Source organism: Sphingomonas sp. RS6, from assembly GCF_054489705.1.
On record NZ_JBTMWM010000004.1, the window covers coordinates 203,496 to 221,969 of the forward strand.

Here is an 18,474-nt window from a genome sequence, read left to right on the forward strand (position 1 = left end):
ACGCACTGTCCCGTTTCAGTAGGGGCCCGGCGTTGCGGCGCACAACGCGGACGCCTATACTGTATAACAAGGCCCCCGCCGTTCGAGATCGGGGCGTGGGGAAGGGACGCGATGCTGTACGACGCTTATGAGATTCAACGCTCGATGCTTGCAGGGGCCAGCGCACTGGCCAATTTCAGCGCCGGGCTGCTGAACAACCCCGCCAACCCGTTCGCCTATTTCGGCGGTGGCCCGGTCCTCGCCTCCGCGCTGGAGGTCTTCGCCCACGCCTCGGCGCCCCGCGGCAAGCCTGCGTTCGGGCTCGATCACACGATGATCGACGGCCGCCGGGTCGAGATTGTCGAGGAAGTGGTGTTGCGCAAGCCGTTCGGCCAGCTCAAGCGATTCGCTCGCCAGGGTGTCGAGGGCGGGCCGAAGCTGCTGATCGTAGCGCCGATGTCCGGCCATTATGCCACGCTGCTGCGCGGCACGGTCGAGCGGATGCTGCCGGTCGCCGATGTCTATATCACCGACTGGCGCGATGCGAAGCTGGTGCCGACGTCCGAGGGCCGCTTCGATCTCGACGACTATATCGATTACATCATCGCCTTTCTCGAGCAGATCGGGGCAGAGGGCGATCCCCGCCCGCACATGCTCGCCGTCTGCCAGCCTTCGGTGCCCTGCTATGCCGCCGCGGCAGTGATGAACGCTGACAGCCATCCCAATCGCCCGCGCACGCTGACGATGATGGGCGGTCCGATCGACACGCGCGAGGCGCCGACGGCGGTGAACACGCTCGCCACCGAACGGCCGTTCAGCTGGTTCGAGCAGAATGTGATCGCCACCGTGCCGATGACCTATTCGGGCGCCGGCCGCCGCGTCTATCCGGGCTTCCTCCAGCTTGCCGGCTTCATGACGATGAACCTCGGCAATCACCTGATCTCGCACTGGGAGATGTTCAAGCATCTCGTCCAGGGCGATGAGGACAGCGCCGATGCGACGATGAAATTCTATGAGGAATATCGTTCGGTCTGCGACATGACCGCCGAATTCTACCTCCAGACGATCGACGTCGTGTTCCAGTCGCACGCGCTGCCCAAGGGCGAGATGATGCATCGCGGCCGGCGCGTCGATCCGGCGGCGATCACCGATGTCGCCATCCTCGCGATCGAGGGCGAGCGCGACGATATTTCGGGCATCGGCCAGACCAAGGCCGCGCTCACCATCGCCACCAACCTGCCCGAAACCCACAAGCAGTATCACCTCGCCGAGGGCGTGGGGCATTACGGCATCTTCAACGGATCGAAGTGGCGGACGCGGATCGCACCGGTGCTCGAACAGTGGATGGCAACGCACGGCGGCTGATGCCGTCGCCCGCGATGCCGCGCCCGCTCAGTCGTAGCGGGTCACCAGCCAGCCCCATACCAGCCAGGCGGTGAGCGCCCACACGCCCAGCACGATCGCGATCCCGCCCCAACTCACCGGCCGCTTGCTCGCTTCCTCGGCGGCGGCACGGTGCTCGGCGAACTGATCGGCGGGAATCAGCCGCTCGAACAGCCAGACGCCGAGCGGGATCAGGATCGCATCGTCGATCAGCCCGAGGATCGGCACGAAATCGGGGATCAGGTCGATCGGCGACAGCGCATAGGCGGCCACCAGCAGCCCGACGATCCGCGCCGCCAAAGGCGTGCGCGGATCGCGGATTGCCAGCCATACGGCGTGCGCCTCGGTGCGGACGCGGTGCGCGAGGGAAGGGCCCATGCGCGCTGGATCGCCGAACGCGCCGGCCGGGTCAATCGCGCGTTTCGCCCTCGGCCGTGGTCGCCACCTTCGCGTGGCTGCCGCTTTCGTCCGAGCGGATCTGGCCGCCGAACAGCATCTTCACCTTGCCGGTGATCGAAACGTCGCTTTCCCACAGTTCGGCATCGTCGATGTCGAAGCGCAGCAGCGCGAGGTTGGGGTCGTTCTTGCCGCCCGGAAACCAGGCCTCGACCTGGTTGTTCCATAGCTTGTCGATCATCGCGAAATCATTGTCGATGCGCGCGATCCCGGCCAGGCAGGCGAACAGGTCGTGCCCCTTGGAAACGAATTGCGCCATCGCCGGACCGCCGGCGGCGAGGCGATTGTCCTTGCCGATGAAGAAATAGAGCGTGTCGACCTGATCCTCGTCGAGCTGCGCGGTCAGCGGCTCGCTGTGCTGCCCGTCCTGCAGCCCCACCATCATGAAGGGGCTCGACGACAATTTCGACCAGAAGTGCTTTTTCAGTTCGGCGGTGTCGGCCATGTGCTGCTCCCGTATTGGTTCGTCCGGGTAACGTGCAGGGCCGCTCAGCCGTTCCGCAGCGCGGCCGCGCCGATCAGTTCCAGGTCGTTGCGATTGACCAGCGCCACCGGCACCTCGGCCAGCTGGCGGCGAAACGCCATCCGCGCCTCCATCCGCCGGCGCACGCCGGGATCGGTCAGCTGCGGGTGGAGCGCGCGGACGATCGCGCCGGTCAGGAACACGCCGTCCCACGCACCGAAGCTGAGGACGAGGTCGCCGATGAACGCACCGAGATATTCGGCGAACAGCCGCACTACCGCGGTCGCGGCCGGATCGCGGCCGATATTGCGCGTCACGTCCTCCGGCGCCGGCACGCGCTTTCCGCCCGACAGCGCCTCATAGGCGAGCATCAGCCCCCCGGCGCTGAGCAGCGTCTCGGCCTCGACCAGCATGCCGCGCGCCCGGCAAAAGCTGGCGAACGTCGTCTCCTCGGCGGTTTGCGGTGCGAAGCCGATATGGCCCGCCTCGCTCTGCACCGGGATCAGCCGGTCCTCCGCGCTGACCAGCGCCGCGACGCCCAGCCCGGTGCCGATCCCGATGACCGCAAAGCAGCCGCCGGGCTGCACCGGCCTGGGCGCGGGGCCGGACAGCGGCGTGAACGCGGCGGGCGGCAACCGGGTCAGCGCCAGCGCGTTGGCGGCACATTCGTTGAGCGCGCGCGGCGGCACCCGCAGCACCGCCTCGACGCCGGAGAGCGAGATGTACCAGCGGCTGCCGGTCAGGTTGATCATGTCGCCGCGCGCCGTACCCGCCACCGCCAGCACGCTCGGCAGCCGCGCGTCGCGAAGTCCCTGTGCGGTGAGATAGGCGACGAGCGCGCTGGTGAAGGTCGGGTGATCGGTGTTGCAAAATCGCTGCACGTCGCGCGGTTCGGCCCCCGCCTCGCCACCCGCCAGCCCGAAGCGCACCGATTGGCGGCCGATATCGGCCACCAGCGTCAGTTCGTCCACCATGTCACCCCTCCACGCCGGCTCCGTTTTCGGAGCTCGGTCGCTGATATCGCTAACAATGGTTTGCGAAGCAAGAAGTCGTTTCGACCCCGGGCGTTAGCCGCGCGGATCGGGGCCGCATCGGTTGGCCCCGCGCGCCGGGCTCCACAGCAGCGCCACCGCCAGGATCAGCGTGCTCACCGCGCCCGCCGGCGGCAGCATCGGGATGCCGGGGTGCAGCCCCACGGCAACCTGCAGCTGCTCGATCCGCGCCATCACCGCGATTCCCGCCAGCAAAAGCCCGGGCATCGCCGGCAACCCCACATCGTGCAGCCGCCGCACGATCAGCGCGGGGAGCGGCGCCAGCAGCGCGATCGAAACCGCCTGCTCGAACGCCAGATGGCGCCACAGCGTCTCGATCCCCGTCGCCGTCGGCGGATGGAAGAAATGCGTCACCAGCCGCCACAGCAGCTCGGCAAGGCCGATCAGAATCAGCGCGCTCACCAGTTCGGTGCGGGTCGATCGCCCGCGAAACACCAGGCTGCGCGCGATCGCGCCGATCCCGGTGCGGATCGAAACGCCGTCGCGATACGAAAGGGCCGTCGTCATCCGCTCAGCCTGCCGTCACCCCCGGCCGCTGGTCAAGCGCGAACCGGGGGTGATGTGACGGGCCGCTGGCCGATTTCGGTACGCGGGTTACAGCACCTCGAACAGGCCGGCCGCGCCCTGGCCACCGCCGATGCACATCGTCACGACGACATATTTCGCGCCACGGCGCTTGCCCTCGATCAGCGCATGGCCGGTCATCCGCGCGCCCGACATGCCATAGGGATGGCCGATCGAGATCGCGCCGCCGTTGACGTTGAGCAGTTCGTTGGGAATGCCCAGCTTGTCGCGGCAATAAAGCACCTGCACCGCGAACGCCTCGTTCAGTTCCCACAGGCCGATATCGTCCATCTTCAGGTTGAAGCGTTCGAGCAGCTTGGGGATCGCGAACACAGGGCCGATGCCCATTTCGTCGGGCTTGGTGCCCGCCACCGCCATGCCGACATAGCGGCCGAGCGGGGTGAGGCCGCGCTGCGACGCCAGCTTCTCCTCCATCAGCACGCAGGCCGAGGAGCCGTCGGACAGCTGGCTGGCATTGCCGGCGGTGACGGTGCCGTTCGGCAGCACCGGCTGCAGCGCCTGAAGCCCTTCCAGCGTCGTTTCCGGCCGGTTCCCCTCGTCCCTGGCAACCGTCACGTCCTTCTGCGTGACTTCCTTGGTCTCCTTGTTGACGAGGTTCATCGTCGCGTTCACCGAAACGATCTCGTCGTCGAACTTGCCGGCGGCCTGCGCGGCGGCGGTGCGCTGCTGCGACTGGAGCGCATAGGCGTCGCACGCCTCGCGGCCGATGCCATAGCGCGCGGCGACCACTTCGGCGGTCTGGAGCATCGGCATATAGGTGTCGGCGTGCAGTTCGATCAGCGAACGATCGGGCTCGACGCGCATCGCCGGCGTCTGCACCGTGCTGATCGATTCGAGCCCCCCGCCCAGCGTGATGTCCATCTGGTCGACCACGATCTGCTTCGCCGCAGTGGCGATCGCCATCAGGCCCGAGGCGCACTGGCGATCGACCGACATGCCTGGCACGCTCACGGGCAGGCCGGCGCGGAGCAGCGCGAGGCGGGCAATGTTGGGGGCCTGCCCTCCTTGCGGAAGCGCGGCGCCGAACACCACGTCGTCGACCTGGCCCGGCTCGATGCCGGCGCGCTCGACGGCGGCCTTGATCGCATGGCTGCCCAGCGTCGCCGCCGGCGTCGCGTTGAAGCCGCCGCGATAGGCGCGGCCGATGCCCGTGCGGGCGGTGGAAACGATGACTGCGGAGCGCATTTCCTTCTATCCTCCAACGCGTTACCCCAGCGGAAGCCGAGGTGGTTCAATATTCTGCCCCGCCGTGATGCCGGTGTTCGCCGGCGTCGCGGCCTTGGCTAGGCGTAGATCAGCGCGATCCACTCGGCGATCAGCGCCGGCTTTTCCTCGCCTTCGATCTCGAGCACATAGTCCTGCACCTGTTCCCAGACGCCCGGCTGGCGCTCGATGAATTTTTTGAGCGTGAAGCGCCCGCGCACCCGCTTGCCCGAGCGGACCGGCGTGAGGAACCGGACCTTGTTGCCCCCGTAATTCACGCCCATCCGCGCGCCTTCGATTCCCGGCGCATCGGTGTGCGCGGCGAGCATCGGCATCAGCGAAAGCGACAGGAAACCATGCGCGATCGTGCCGCCGAACGGCGTCTGCGCGGCGCGGGCGGGATCGACATGGATGAACTGGCGGTCGCCGGTCGCCTCGGCGAACTGGTCGATCATCGCCTGCGTGACCTCAACCCAGTCCGAGACGCGCTCGGTGCCGATCATTCCGGCCATCTCTTGCGGCGTCACGGTCGCTGCCAAGACTATCCTCTCGCGCAATTATCTTTCATAGGCCCGCATCATCTACTGAATGCACGGGGCTCCCCGCAAGCCTTGGCCGACCGGAAATTGGAAAATGTCGACTGCCGTACCGTCACGTCACCGCAAATTGATGGCCGATCTGCACCGAAAGGCCGAACCCGATGTTCTAAAACCGCTTCTGGAGCGGGCGCGACTCACCCCTGAGTCGCGCGAACGGGTGATGGGCCATGCCCTTGCGCTGCTGGCGGACCTGCGCGCGGCGCAGAACCGAGGCTGGGTGAACCAGTTTCTCCAGGAATATCGGCTCAATTCGTCCGAGGGTGTCGCGCTGCTCAGCCTGGCCGAGGCGTTCCTGCGCGTGCCGGATCCCGAAACCGCCGACCTGCTGATCGCCGACAAGATCGGCGATGCCGACTGGAAGGCGCATTCGGGCAAGTCCAACTCGGTGCTGGTCAATTCGGCCACCTGGGGCCTGATGCTGGGCCGCGCGCTGGTCGGCGACGAGAAGACCGGGGCGCTGCGCCGCCTGATCTCGCGCGCCGGCGAGCCGTTCGTGCGCCAGGCGGTGGGCGCGGCGATGAAGCGGATGGGCGAGGTCTTCGTGATGGGCCGCACCATCGACGAGGCGATGAAGCGGATGAAAAAGCCCGAGAACAAGGGCTTCACCGCCAGCTTCGACATGCTGGGCGAGGCCGCGCGCACCAAGGCCGATGCCGAACGCTATTTCCAGGCCTATTTCGAGGCGATCCGCGCAGTCGGCCGCGATCCCAAGGCGGGCCATTCGATTTCGGTGAAGCTCTCCGCGCTCCACCCGCGCTACGAAGTCGCGCAGTACGACCGCTGCGTGCCCGAGCTGACCGACATGCTCGCGCAGCTTGCGTCGGAATCGGCGGCGCAGGGCATCCCGCTCACCGTCGACGCCGAGGAGAGCGAGCGGCTGGACATGAGCCTCGACATCATCGGCGCGGTCGCCCGCCGGCCCGAGCTGAAGGGCTGGGCCGGCTTCGGCATGGCGGTGCAGGCCTATGGCAAGCGCGCCCGCGCGGTGATCGGCTGGGCAGACGATCTCGGCCGTCCGATGCATGTCCGGCTGGTCAAGGGCGCCTATTGGGACAGCGAGATCAAGCGCACGCAGGTGGAGGGCCTGCCCGACTATCCGCTGTTCACGCGCAAGGCGGCGACCGACGTGTCGTACCTCGCCTGCGCGCGCGACATGCTGGCGGCGAAGAACATCGTGCCTGCCTTTGCCAGCCACAATGCGCTGACCGTTGCAACGATCCTCGACTGGGCCGGTGACAGCCGTGACTTCGAATTCCAGCGGCTGCACGGCATGGGCGAGGGGCTGTACGAGCGCCTCGTCAACGAACAGGGCTATCACTGCCGTATCTACGCGCCGGTGGGCGGGCATCGCGACCTGCTCGCCTATCTCGTCCGCCGCCTGCTCGAAAATGGCGCGAATTCCAGCTTCGTCCACCAGCTTGCCGACGAGCAACTGAGCGAGGCCGAGCTGCTCGCCGATCCGGTCGAGAAGATCGCAGCCGTGAGCGGCACGCGGCACCCGAGCATCCCGCTGCCGGTCGATCTGTTCGGCGCGTGGAAGAATTCGGGCGGTATCGATCTCGCCGAGCGGACCATCCTGGCGGAGACGGCAGCAGCGATTGCAGCCAAGCCGCTGCCCAGTGTCACCCCCAACGCGGCACCCGATGTAAGGGCGGCCATCGACCGCGCCTCGGCCGCCTTCCCGGCATGGTCCGCGACGCCGCTCGCCACCCGTGCGGCGGTCCTCGAACGCCTGGCCGACCTGCTCGAGGAGAATCGCATCGAGCTGATGGCGCTAGCGGTGAAGGAAGCCTTCAAGACCATCCCCGATGCGCTCGGCGAGGTCCGCGAGGCCGCCGATTTCTGCCGCTACTATGCGCTCCAGGCCCGCACCGGCCTCGCGCCGATCGCCCTTCCAGGGCCGACGGGCGAGCGCAACGAACTTCGCATGGAAGGCCGCGGCGTCTGGGCGACGATCGCGCCGTGGAACTTCCCGCTCGCGATCTTCCTCGGCCAGACTGCCGCGGCGCTGGTCGCGGGCAACGCGGTGGTTGCCAAGCCCGCCCCGCAGACCCCGGAGATCGCCCGCGCCGCCGTGCGCCTCGCCCATCAGGCAGGCGTTCCCGAGGACGCGCTGGTGCTGGTGACGGGCGGCCCGGAGGTGGGCGCCGCGCTCACCGCCGATCACCGCATCGCCGGCGTCGCCTTCACCGGTTCGACCCCCACCGCCAGGAAGATTGCCGCGTCACTGCTCGAAGGCGAAGATCGCCCGCTCGTCCCGCTGATCGCCGAAACTGGCGGCATCAACGCGATGATCGTCGATTCGACTGCGTTGCCCGAACAGGTGGTGGCCGACGTGCTCACCTCGGCCTTCCGCTCGGCCGGCCAGCGCTGCTCGGCGCTGCGCCTGCTGCTGCTGCAGGAGGAGATCGCCGAAGGCGTGATCGAGATGCTGCGCGGCGCGATGGAGCTGCTGGTCCTCGGCGATCCCGCCGATCCGCGCACCGATATCGGCCCGGTGATCGACCAGGCGGCCTATGACAAGCTGATGGCCTATCGCGACAGCGCCAAGGCCAATTGGATCAAGACCGTCCCGGTCCCCGCCACCGGCCTGTTCGTGCCGCCCACGATGATCCGCATCGACCGGCCGGAAGTCCTGACCCGCGAATGGTTCGGCCCGATCCTCCACATCGCCACCTGGAAGGCCGGCACGCTCGCCGAGACGGTGGCGCGGGTCAACGCCAAGGGCTTCGGCCTGACGATGGGCCTGCACAGCCGCATCGCCCGCTCGGCCGAGCTGGTCGAGGCGGAGGCGCGCGTCGGCAATCTCTACATCAACCGCTCGATGATCGGCGCGGTAGTGGGCTCGCAGCCCTTCGGGGGCGAGGGCCTGTCGGGTACCGGCCCCAAGGCCGGCGGACCGCACTATCTGCACCGTTTCTGCGCCGAGCGGGCGGTGTCGGTCGATACCACCAGCGCCGGCGGCAATGCGACGCTGCTCAGCCTCGACGAAGGGGGGATTTGACCGGCGCGGATACGCCCTGCCGGCTTGCAAAGTAGGATTATGCCGGCTCAGCTGGCGTGGGCGGGGTTGTGGCCCGCCCACGCTCTTTGAACGCGCTGGTCGGATCACTGTCTTCACGCCGCTCGTCTCGCGCGCGAGTCAGTGTGAACTTTGTGAACTTTGGGCGGGTGCCGGATCGGTCCCGCCGCGAACGCGCTGGTCGGATCACTGTCTTCACGCCGCTCGTCTCGCGCGCGAGTGAGTGTGAACTTTGTGAACTTTGGGCAGGTGCCGGACCGGCCCCGCCGCGAACGAGCAGGATCGGCTGACGGCCTTCACGCCGCTCGTCCCGCACGCGAGTGAGTGTGAACTTTGTGAACTTTGAGCAGGTGCCGGGCCTGTATTGGGGCCGCTGCCGGGGCGGCGCCGCCACGGCTATCGCTCGCCGGCGTCCTTGTCGACGCGCATCACCGGCTGCACCTGCGGATAGGGCAGGATCAGCTTGCCATCCGGCCCGGCGGTGTATGTCGTCTGAGTGGGGAAGGGGATTGTCAGCTCTTCTTCGGCGAATTTGCGGACGATGCCGATGATCACCTGGTCGCGGGCCTTGTGTGCGCTTGGCCAGTCGTCGCCGGGAACGTCAAACCACAGCTTGAAGTCGATCGAGCTGGCGCCGAACCCCTCGAAGCTGGCGCGGGCAACCGTCATGCCGGTTTCCTCGACGATCTTGGTCAGCATCTCGGGCAGCGCTTCCAGCTTTTCGGGCGGCGTTTCATAGGCGACGCCGACGTCGAGCTGGATGCGGACATGCTCCCGGTCCGAAATGTTCTGGATTTCCTTGTCGAGCAAGTTGCGGTTGGAGATGATCCGCTGCTCGCCGGTGAAGGCGCGGATGCGCGTCGATTTCAGGCCGATCGTTTCGATGATGCCGATCGTGTTGTCGTACGACACCTTGTCGCCGCGGCGGAACGGCCGGTCGAAGATGATCGACAGCGCGGCGAACAGGTCGGCGAAGATGCCCTGCGCGGCAAGACCGATGGCGATGCCGCCGACGCCGAGACCGGCGACCAGGCCGGTGACGTTGACCCCCAGATTGCTCAGCACCACCACCAGCGCAATCGCGAACAGCGCGAAGGTGACGAGGACGCGGATCAGTCCCAGCGCATTGAGCAGCGATTCGCCGTGATAGCCCTCGGACTGGGTGCGATACTCGATTGCGCCCAGGATCAGCTCGCGGGCCCAGATCGCCGCCTGGAACGCCGCCGCGATGGTGAACAGGAATCGGACCGTCGTCTCCACCACGTCGGGGGCATAGGCATAGCCGGAGACGAGCTTGGCCGATGTCATCAGGATGAAGAAGTTGCCGGTGCGGGCGATGGCGCGTCCGATGATCGCGCCCCATCCCGCCACGCCCGGCGTGCGGTTGCACAGCTTCATGCCCCAGCGGCGCACGGCGTGCAGCAGCATGAAGATCAGCAGGCCGACGCCCGCCGCGATCAGCACCTGCAGCCAGTGATCCTCGATCCAGACGCTGCTTTCGCTGACGAAGGTCTGCGCCTGCAGCTGGAGGCGTTCGCCCGAGAAATTGTGGGTCGGCGACGGGGTGGGCGTGGGCATGGAATCCTTTCGGTCAGGCGGCGGCAGCGTCGGGCTGCGCACCGGCGTTCAAGTAGGCGATCAGGCCGCGTTCGTGCCGGTCGAGGTACCGGGTGGTGCGGGGCAGGCGCAACCCCGCCCGGAACGCGGTCTGCGCCTCGCGGTCGCGGGCAAGCGCGATCAGGTTGGGGTGGACATAGGATTTGCGTGCGATCGCCGGCGTGTTGCCGAGCGCTTCGGTCACCGGGGCGAGCAACGCCTTGATGCCGATTGGCTCGGCGGCATCGGCGATCGTGCGGAACGCGATGACGCTCGCGCCCCAGGTGCGGAAATGCTTGGCGGTGAAGTCGCAGCCCATCGCCTCGCGGATATATTCGTTGACGCAGGTGGACGTCACCGGATGCGTATCGCCATCGGGATCGACCCAGCGGAACAGGTGCTGGCCCGGCAGGTCCTGGCAGCGCTTGACAAAGCGGCTGAGCGAGCCGTCGGTGACGATCATCGTCCGCAGCTTGCCCGATTTAGCGCGAAACTGGAGCCGCAGCGTCTGGCCCTTCACCCGCGCGTGCCGCTTGCGCAGCGTGGTCGCGCCGAAACTCTTGTTGCTCTGGGCATAGGCTTCGTTGCCGATCCGGATCGAGCCCATGTCGAGCAGCCGGACGACGGCGGCGATCGCCTTGTCCTTGCACAGCCCGCGCAGCCTCAGATCGGCCTCCACCCGGGCGCGCAGCCGCGGCAGATGCTCGCCGAAGCTCACGCAGCGATCATATTTCGCCGCCTCCTGCGCCTCGCGGAAGCCGGTGTGATAGCGATATTGCTTGCGCCCCTTCGCGTCATAGCCGGTCGCCTGGATGTGCCCCCCGGGATCCGGGCAGAACCAGGCGTCGCGATAGGCCGGCGGCAGGCCGATCGCATTGAGCCGGTCGATCTCGTCGCGGTCGGTGATGCGGGCGCCCTCGGCATCGAAATAGCCCCAGCCATGCCGCATCTTGCGTCGGGTGATGCCGGGTAGATGATCGTCGACATAGACGATGCCGGGACTGTTCATCGTGGTTCCTTGCACGGTGGCGGGGAAATGCGCCGGGCATCGATTTCGTTCCGGAACCCGCCGGCCGAGGCGTGGGTTGGCTGTTCATCACCCCATTTCAAAAAGGATCTGATGATGGCCCAGCTGACCAATGCCCGCGTGCTGATGATGGCGACCGACGGTTTCGAGGAATCGGAACTGTTTGAGCCGCGTCAGGCGCTGCTCGATGCCGGCGCGGAGGTAACGCTCGCCTCGCTCGAAACCGACCCGATCACCGGCGAAAGCGGCGGTGAGAAGGGCAAGAGCATCACGCCGGACAAGGCCATCGATGCCGTCGATCTCGACGAATTCGACGCGCTTGTCCTTCCCGGCGGCGTCGGCAACCCAGACAAGCTCCGCATGAACGCCCGTGCGGTCGAGATCGCGCGCACGTTCATGGACAGCAACCGGCTGGTCGCTGCGATCTGCCACGCACCGTGGCTGCTGGCGGAAGCCGATGTGATCGCCGGCCGCCGCCTGACCGGATGGCCGTCGATCCGCACCGATCTCGCCAATGCTGGCGCCGATGTGGTCGACGAGGAAGTGGTGGTGGACCGCAACCTGATCACCAGCCGCAAGCCGGATGACATCCCCGCCTTCAACCGCGCGGTGATCGCCGCACTCGAGGATGTCACCGCATCGGCCTGATCGCTGCGTCACTGGCCCGCCCCGCCAAATGCCCGTTTCGGCCGCCGCCGAGCGGGCGGCGGGGCGGGGTTCTCCCACGGCCTGGTTCAGTTCCTGCGCGCCTTGTGGTATGGAGGGGCAAGTTCGAGCATGTTGGCGCGTCACCGCCCCGTCGGCGTTGCGATCGCGGAATAAAACGCGCCCAGTATGAGTCTGTTTACCAAAAGCTTGCCATAAATGCAGGCATGAACACGACTGGGTCGCAATCGCTGGTGAAGCAATGAGACTGCCGCTCGCACCTGTCATAGCCGTGCCGCTCGGCGCCCTTGCCGCGTTGGGCGTGGTCGCGATGCCGGCGGCGATGCTCCAGTCGCTCGTTGCGCCCAGCGGCCTTACTGACCTTCTCCCGGTTCTGGTGCCGCCCCTCGGCCTGGCCGGGCGCATGTTGCTGAGCGTTGCCGCAGGCGCTGCCGTTACCGCCATTTCGGGTCTCTTCACCTATATGCTGGTAGGCCGCAGTGCCATTGGCGGCGGGCATGATGCCATGCCCGACTGGGACGCCGACCCCGACTCGCTGGCAATGCCGGTGTTGCGGCGCGCCGACGCGCATCCCGACGCACCGGCGCGGCCGCCACTGCTCGCCACCCGCGATCTCGGCACGCCATTTGCGGCGGAAATCGCCGAAACCGCCGCAATCCGTGCGGAACGTTTCCAGGTCGTGTCCGCGATCGAGGCTGTCGAGATCGACGAGGAGCGCCCGCTGCCCACCGATCTCGATCAGGTGCTCGCCGCCTATGATCCGGGCGCCATTCCCGATGTGCCGATCGCACCGCCGACCTCGCCTTACCGCGCCGCCGCCCCCGAAACCGCGCGCCCGGCCGACGAACCGCTCGAACGCCTCGATCGTCGCGCACCGGCACCAGCGGCGCCGTACGCCTTCCCCGAAGAACCGATCGCGCATCCCGCAACCGAAGCAACCGTTCACGCGCTGCTAGAGCGGCTGGAACGGGGCGTATCGCGCCGCGCGGCGGCGCAGGCGAAGTCGTCGCCTGCCACTGCGTCCCGCCGCCCGCAACAGGGGCTGGAGGATGCGCTCGCCACGCTTCGCAACCTCGCCCGTCAGGCCTGAACGTTATCGATCGTCGACGGTCAGCACCTCCAGGTCGATCCGCACCGACTCGCGATCCCGACTGACCCCCGCCACCACCAGGTCGGCAACCAGATGCCCCGCCATCGCCAGCTCGGTTTCCGGCAGATCGCCGAGCCACACGTCGAGCGCGCTGCTCTGCTGACCGATCAGAACCAACCGGTGCCGTGCGCCCTCGAAACATGCGCTGGCCCAACTCGTCCAGCTCGAATCGCCGACCCGAATCCAGCAGGCCGAGGCTCGCGCTGAATCGATCAATGCGCGCGAGAGCCGACGCCCGACATCGCCGCGCCCGCTCATCGCGAAGCCCTCCCGTCGCCTGAAGAGGCAGCTTGCCGTGCGAGGAACGCCCGCAGCCGGGCCGATAGACGCGGACCGACTTCACGGCCCCGGCGCAGATCCTGGACGAGGCGCGGATCCCCCGCAGCCAGCCGTCCGAAGGTCGAAGGCGGCATATCCGTCCGCCGCAGGAATTTCTCGATTTCGCGATGAACCGACACGCGTTCCTCCCGTGAGTCGCAAATAATGATCCTGGTTTGTTCTAATTCTCCTACTTGTCTAGGAAAATTCCTACTGCTATGGAGCAAGCATGAAGCCGGATGCGCAACGCTCGGCGCTGCTCGCCGCAATGGCCGCCCAGGGCGCGACCCTGGCGGAGCTGTCACGCGTCATCGGGCGAAATCCGGCCTATCTTCAGCAATATGTGACGCGTGGATCGCCGCGCGAACTTGCCGAACGCGATCGGCATCGGCTTGCCGCCTATCTTGGCATCGACGATGCTGCGCTCGGTGGCCCAACCCCCGCAGAGCCGAAGGCGATATCGCGGCTCGATATCGGGGCATCGGCCGGGCCTGGCGCGCTCGCGGGAGACGGTGCGCAGCGTCCCGCCCTTCGCTTCCCGACCGCCTTGTTGCGGCAGATCGGCGTGCGGGCGGAGTCGGCGTCAATGATCCGCGTGACCGGCGATTCGATGATGCCGACGCTTGCGGATGGCGACGAGATACTGGTCGATGGCGATCGTCGCCGTGTCGATGCGCGGGGCGGGATCTTCGTCGTGCGCCTCGGCGACGAACTGGTGGTCAAGCGATTGCGGGCCGCGGTGGGCGGCGTCGAACTGGTCAGCGACAATCCCGCCTATCCGCCTCGCTTCGTCCGCGCAGGGGCGTTCGAGGTAATCGGGCGCGTTGCGTGGCTGGGGCGGGCGATATGACCGGGACACCCGATGGCGACGAGGCGGTGGCGGCGTTCATCCGGGGGCGGCTGCCGGTGGTGCCCGTGCCCGATGTCGCGGGAATCGTGATGCACAAGGCCGAGCCGGGCACCGGCGTCGGGCGCTGGGCGGCGCGTGGCGCGCCACCCTATTGGGCTTATTGGTGGGCGGGCGGCCTGGCGCTTGCGCGGCATCTGGCCGCTGAACCGGGCTCCGTTGCCGGTGTCCGGGTGCTGGACCTAGGCGCCGGGGGTGGGCTGATCGCGATCGCCGCCGCTCGCGCGGGTGCCAGCCATGTCACCGCGTCCGAATGCGATCCCGACGCGCAGGTCGCGATTGCGCTCAACGCCGGTCTGAACGGCGTGCGAATCGATGCGATCGAGGGCGATCTTTTGGCGGACAGCGTTCCGGCGGTGGATGTCGTGCTGGTGGGCGACCTCTTTTATGACGCGGTGCTCACGGGTCCGGTGCTGGCGTTTCTGGACCGGTGCCTCGCGGCGGACGTGGCGGTGCTGGTCGGCGATCCCGGCCGCGCACCGCTGCCGACCGCCCGGTTGCGGCGCATCGCCGACTATCCGGTTCGGGAAACCGGCACGGCGCGGGCGGCGACGGTGTTCGAGCTTATTCCCTGAGATGGCGCACCGCGCGGGCGGCTGAATGAGAAAGGGCGCCCGGATCGCGCCGGACGCCCTTTTCGCCGATCGGAAGAACGATCAGCCGCTATAGTACATGTCGTATTCGACCGGGCTCGGGGTCATCTCCCAACGGGCGACCTCGGCACGCTTGATCTCGATATAGGCTTCGACCTGGTCGCGGGTGAACACGTCGCCCTTCAGCAGGAAGTCCATATCGGCTTCGAGCGCATCGAGCGCCTCGCGCAGCGAACCGGCGACGGTCGGCACCTGCTCCAGCTCTGCCGGCGGCAGGTCGTACAGGTTCTTGTCCATCGGGTCACCCGGGTGGATCTTGTTCTGGATGCCGTCCAGGCCCGCCATCAGCAGCGATGCGTAGCAGAGATACGGATTGGCCAGCGCGTCCGGGAAGCGGAATTCGACGCGCTTCGCCTTGGTGCCTGCGCCATAGGGGATGCGGCACGATGCCGAACGGTTGCGCGACGAATAGGCGAGCAGCACCGGCGCCTCATAGCCCGGGACCAGGCGCTTGTAGCTGTTGGTCGACGGGTTGGTGAAGGCATTGAGCGCCTTGGCGTGCTTGATGACGCCGCCGATGAAGTAGAGGCACATGTCGCTCAGGCCGGCATAGCCATTGCCCGCGAACAGCGGCTCCTTGCCGTTCCAGATCGACATGTGGGTGTGCATGCCCGAACCGTTATCTTCCTTGATCGGCTTCGGCATGAAGGTCGCGGTCTTGCCATACGCCTGGGCGACCTGATGCACGACGTACTTGTAGATCTGCATGCGATCGGCGGTGGTCACCAGCGTGCCGAAGGTCAGGCCCAGCTCGTGCTGCGCGGCGGCGACTTCGTGGTGGTGCTTGTCGCAGGGCAGGCCCATTTCGAGCATGGTCGACACCATCTCGCCGCGGATGTCGACGGCGCTGTCGACCGGCGCGACGGGGAAGTAACCGCCCTTGGCGCGCGGACGGTGGCCAAGGTTGCCGGCTTCATATTCCTTGCCCGAATTGCCGGGCAGCTCGACATCGTCGATCGCGTAATAGCTGGTCGAGTAGCTGTTCTCGAACCGCACGTCGTCGAACATGAAGAATTCGGCTTCGGGGCCGACATAGACGGTGTCGCCGATGCCCAGCGACTTGAGATAGGCTTCCGAACGCTTGGCGGTCGAGCGCGGGTCACGGCTGTAGAGCTCACCGGTCGACGGCTCGACGATGTCGCACACCAGGATCAGCATCGGGGTTGCCGAGAACGGATCGATCCACACCGCGTCCAGATCCGGCTTCAGGATCATGTCGGACTCGTTGATCGCCTTCCAGCCCTCGATCGAGGAGCCGTCGAACATCAGACCGTCGGTCAGCTCGTCTTCACCGACGACGCTGGCCACCATCGTCAGGTGCTGCCACTTGCCCTTGGGATCGGTGAAACGCAGGTCGATCCACTCGATCTCCTGGTCCTTCACCATCTTCAGGATGTCACTGGCCGTATTCGCCATCGTATATGCCCTTTCGCTCTTGTTCGTATGCCCGACGAATCGGGTAATAAAATTGCGCTTGCATCCGCACCATCGGGTGCGCGCTGCGCTGCGTCAAATGGCGCTTTCGTTGCGCTCGCCCGTGCGAATGCGCAGGGCGGTTTCGACGGGAATGACAAAGATCTTGCCGTCGCCGATGCGGCCCGTCTGCGCGGCCGCCGCAATAGCCTCGACGACGCGCTCGGCCAGATCGTCCTCGACGACGACTTCCAGTTTCACCTTGGGCAGAAAATCGACGACATATTCCGCACCGCGATACAGCTCGGTATGTCCTTTCTGTCGACCGAAACCTTTGGCTTCGGTGACGGTGATTCCCGATACGCCGACTTCGTGCAGCGCTTCTTTGACTTCATCGAGCTTGAAGGGCTTGATGATCGCTTCGATCTTTTTCACGTCTTCCCCCAGGGTAAGCGGGTGATCAGCCGCCGCGCGTCCGATTCTCCTCCGTTTAGCAACCAGCGTGCCAGAACGGGAGTGCCGAGGGAACAAGGCGTTTTGCCCATGCCAAATCGTTAAGAATTGCCTATCAAATGGGCAGAGGCGCGGGCGTTGCCCGTTCGCGCGGCACGTTACGCCGCTCGAACCTCCATCAGAAAGCGCTCGACGCCATCCAGCAGCGTGGCGGCGCCCTTGTGCAGCCCATCGGCCATGCCGGCGATCGCCTTGGCGCTCGACGACGCGGTTTCCGACGTCATTCCAATCGCTTCGATATCGTGCCGAACGCTCAGCGTGCCCCCCACGCTTTCGGCAACGTTGCGGGCGATGGCTTGCGTGGCCGATTGCTGCGCCCGCACCGCTTCCTCGATGTCCGACGAAAGCCCGGCGATCGAGACGATCGCGTCCGCGACCTTTTCATGGTTGGCGGTAACCCGGTCCACCGCGCCGCGAATGTCCGCCACCTGCGTGCCGACGCTGTCGGCGGCAAGGCTCACCTGACCGGCAAGCGCCTTCACCTCATTGGCCACCACGGTGAACCCGCGTCCGGCATCGCCTGCGCGGGCAGCCTCGATCGCAGCATTGAGCGCGAGCAGATTCACCTGCGCGGCGATTTCGCCGATCATCGTCGTGACCTTGCCCACCGTGCGCGCGAAGGCGCCGAGGTCGGCCGTGTGGCGGCGGCTGTCTTCCACCAGCGCAACCGCGTTCGCCGCCGTTGTGCGCGCCGTTGCTGTGCTGCGGCCGATGCCTTCGAGCGTCGCCGACAGTGCATCGGTTTCGGCGGCGATCGCCGCGAGATTGTCGTGGCTCTGGGCCACAGCGGCTGCCAGTGCAGTGGCGGACTGGCTGTTGCTCGCCGCCCGCTCGGCGGTGCCGGACGCGCTTTCGCCCAGCGTTTGCGCCAGGCCGGTGAGGCGCGCCGCCAGCGATCCGATCTCGGCCTCGATCCGGTCGCTCGCGGCTTCGATCCGGCAGGCGCGCCGGGTCCGCGCCTCCGCCTCGCGCAGTTGCTGGTGCGCGGCGAGCTGGACGAGACGGCGATTGGTGAGGGTGGCAAAGAGCATGCCACCATGCGTCAGGATCATGCCCTCCTGGCCATCGGCTTCGGCATAGGCATCAAGCAGTGCGGCCGGTGCGGTGTTGATCTCGGCCATCGGGCAGGGGCGGACGAGTGCGCCTAGGCTGCCGCCATAAGCGGGGTTTCGCAGCAGCGCATGGCCGAAGGGGTTCAGGAGCATTCGGCGGACGTCCTTTTCGAATACCGCGCCTTGCGGGAACATCCGGTGATCGAGCACGGGTAGAACGCGCAGCAGCGGATCATCCTGAAAGGCGGCGATGGCAGCGCCGATCGCGGCGTCGCTACGCAGCCAGGGCGGCGACCGCTCGGCCGGGGTGAGCCATTGCAGGAGAAAGCTGGCATCGGGTGTCGACGTGTGAAGCATCGCGTTCCGGCTAATCCGGCGCGGTAAACGCCGCGTTAGGATTTGATGACAGATCCAAGACATCGCCGCCGCGCCAATCC

Annotated in this window: 18 protein-coding genes; 6 read left to right on the forward strand and 12 right to left on the reverse strand. The window is 66.9% G+C overall.

Translation table 11 applies throughout. The annotated features are described in order from the left end of the window. Positions 1-111 precede the first annotated feature (111 nt). Entirely contained in the window at positions 112-1,344 is a 1,233-nt protein-coding gene (locus ACX40Y_RS10275; protein WP_459119457.1) for a polyhydroxyalkanoate depolymerase, read from the forward strand. Positions 1,345-1,371: 27 nt separating this feature from the next. Here the strand turns inward: ACX40Y_RS10275 and ACX40Y_RS10280 are convergent, their stop codons facing one another. The 6 genes from ACX40Y_RS10280 to ACX40Y_RS10305 all read right to left on the reverse strand — a co-directional run bounded on the left by ACX40Y_RS10280 (position 1,372) and on the right by ACX40Y_RS10305 (position 5,633). Further along, the gene (locus ACX40Y_RS10280) at positions 1,372-1,740 is read right to left on the reverse strand and encodes a YkvA family protein (RefSeq protein ID WP_459119458.1); all 369 of its coding nucleotides are present in this window, start codon (positions 1,738-1,740) and stop codon (positions 1,372-1,374) included. A gap of 31 nt (positions 1,741-1,771) precedes the next feature. Then, entirely contained in the window at positions 1,772-2,263 is a 492-nt protein-coding gene (locus ACX40Y_RS10285) for a pyridoxamine 5'-phosphate oxidase family protein (protein ID WP_459119459.1), read from the reverse strand. A gap of 44 nt (positions 2,264-2,307) precedes the next feature. Continuing rightward, positions 2,308-3,255 carry a glucokinase gene (locus tag ACX40Y_RS10290; protein WP_459119460.1) on the reverse strand — a complete coding sequence of 316 codons (948 nt, stop codon included), beginning with the start codon at positions 3,253-3,255 and terminating at the stop codon, positions 2,308-2,310. A 93-nt stretch (positions 3,256-3,348) separates the two neighbouring features. Next, positions 3,349-3,840, reverse strand: coding sequence for a DUF805 domain-containing protein (locus tag ACX40Y_RS10295; protein WP_459119461.1), 492 nt, complete (start codon positions 3,838-3,840; stop codon positions 3,349-3,351). 87 nt (positions 3,841-3,927) lie between these two features. Then, positions 3,928-5,103, reverse strand: coding sequence for an acetyl-CoA C-acyltransferase (locus ACX40Y_RS10300; protein ID WP_459119462.1), 1,176 nt, complete (start codon positions 5,101-5,103; stop codon positions 3,928-3,930). A 98-nt stretch (positions 5,104-5,201) separates the two neighbouring features. Next, on the reverse strand, positions 5,202-5,633 hold the full coding sequence (locus ACX40Y_RS10305) for a MaoC family dehydratase (RefSeq protein ID WP_459119556.1): 432 nt from the start codon (positions 5,631-5,633) through the stop codon (positions 5,202-5,204). A 157-nt stretch (positions 5,634-5,790) separates the two neighbouring features. On the opposite strand from ACX40Y_RS10305, the gene ACX40Y_RS10310 reads away from it, so the two are divergent. Next, positions 5,791-8,724, forward strand: coding sequence for an L-glutamate gamma-semialdehyde dehydrogenase (locus ACX40Y_RS10310; RefSeq protein WP_459119463.1), 2,934 nt, complete (start codon positions 5,791-5,793; stop codon positions 8,722-8,724). A gap of 414 nt (positions 8,725-9,138) precedes the next feature. On the opposite strand, the gene ACX40Y_RS10315 is transcribed toward ACX40Y_RS10310, so the two are convergent. Together ACX40Y_RS10315 and ACX40Y_RS10320 are read right to left on the reverse strand one after the other, a co-directional pair. After that, a complete protein-coding gene (locus ACX40Y_RS10315) occupies positions 9,139-10,320 on the reverse strand; it encodes a mechanosensitive ion channel family protein (RefSeq protein WP_459119464.1) in 1,182 nt (393 codons plus the stop codon). A 13-nt stretch (positions 10,321-10,333) separates the two neighbouring features. Next, positions 10,334-11,347: a DNA topoisomerase IB gene (locus tag ACX40Y_RS10320; protein ID WP_459119465.1), complete on the reverse strand. Its 1,014-nt coding sequence runs from the start codon at positions 11,345-11,347 to the stop codon at positions 10,334-10,336. Positions 11,348-11,461: 114 nt separating this feature from the next. On the opposite strand from ACX40Y_RS10320, the gene ACX40Y_RS10325 reads away from it, so the two are divergent. Together ACX40Y_RS10325 and ACX40Y_RS10330 are read left to right on the forward strand one after the other, a co-directional pair. Next, positions 11,462-12,013 (forward strand): type 1 glutamine amidotransferase domain-containing protein, encoded by a 552-nt coding sequence (locus ACX40Y_RS10325; protein WP_459119466.1) that lies wholly within the window; start codon positions 11,462-11,464, stop codon positions 12,011-12,013. A gap of 259 nt (positions 12,014-12,272) precedes the next feature. Further along, the gene (locus ACX40Y_RS10330; RefSeq protein WP_459119467.1) at positions 12,273-13,121 is read left to right on the forward strand and encodes a hypothetical protein; all 849 of its coding nucleotides are present in this window, start codon (positions 12,273-12,275) and stop codon (positions 13,119-13,121) included. Positions 13,122-13,124: 3 nt separating this feature from the next. Here ACX40Y_RS10330 and ACX40Y_RS10335 read toward each other — a convergent pair whose 3' ends face one another. Beyond that, a complete protein-coding gene (locus ACX40Y_RS10335) occupies positions 13,125-13,298 on the reverse strand; it encodes a hypothetical protein (RefSeq protein WP_459119468.1) in 174 nt (57 codons plus the stop codon). Between the two features lie 430 nt (positions 13,299-13,728). Here ACX40Y_RS10335 and ACX40Y_RS10340 point away from each other — a divergent pair, with 430 nt between their 5' ends. Both ACX40Y_RS10340 and ACX40Y_RS10345 read left to right on the forward strand, forming a co-directional pair. Continuing rightward, entirely contained in the window at positions 13,729-14,349 is a 621-nt protein-coding gene (locus ACX40Y_RS10340) for a S24 family peptidase (protein ID WP_459119469.1), read from the forward strand. Next, a complete protein-coding gene (locus tag ACX40Y_RS10345; protein WP_459119470.1) occupies positions 14,346-14,981 on the forward strand; it encodes a class I SAM-dependent methyltransferase in 636 nt (211 codons plus the stop codon). The genes ACX40Y_RS10340 and ACX40Y_RS10345 overlap by 4 nt, the downstream gene beginning before the upstream one ends. Before the next feature lie 81 nt (positions 14,982-15,062). Here the strand turns inward: ACX40Y_RS10345 and glnA are convergent, their stop codons facing one another. The 3 genes from glnA to ACX40Y_RS10360 form a co-directional block, all read right to left on the reverse strand. Then, positions 15,063-16,475: a type I glutamate--ammonia ligase gene (gene glnA / locus ACX40Y_RS10350; RefSeq protein ID WP_459119471.1), complete on the reverse strand. Its 1,413-nt coding sequence runs from the start codon at positions 16,473-16,475 to the stop codon at positions 15,063-15,065. A gap of 93 nt (positions 16,476-16,568) precedes the next feature. After that, positions 16,569-16,907: a P-II family nitrogen regulator gene (locus ACX40Y_RS10355; RefSeq protein WP_459119472.1), complete on the reverse strand. Its 339-nt coding sequence runs from the start codon at positions 16,905-16,907 to the stop codon at positions 16,569-16,571. A 176-nt stretch (positions 16,908-17,083) separates the two neighbouring features. Beyond that, entirely contained in the window at positions 17,084-18,394 is a 1,311-nt protein-coding gene (locus tag ACX40Y_RS10360) for a methyl-accepting chemotaxis protein (protein ID WP_459119473.1), read from the reverse strand. Between the last annotated feature and the right edge of the window lie 80 nt (positions 18,395-18,474).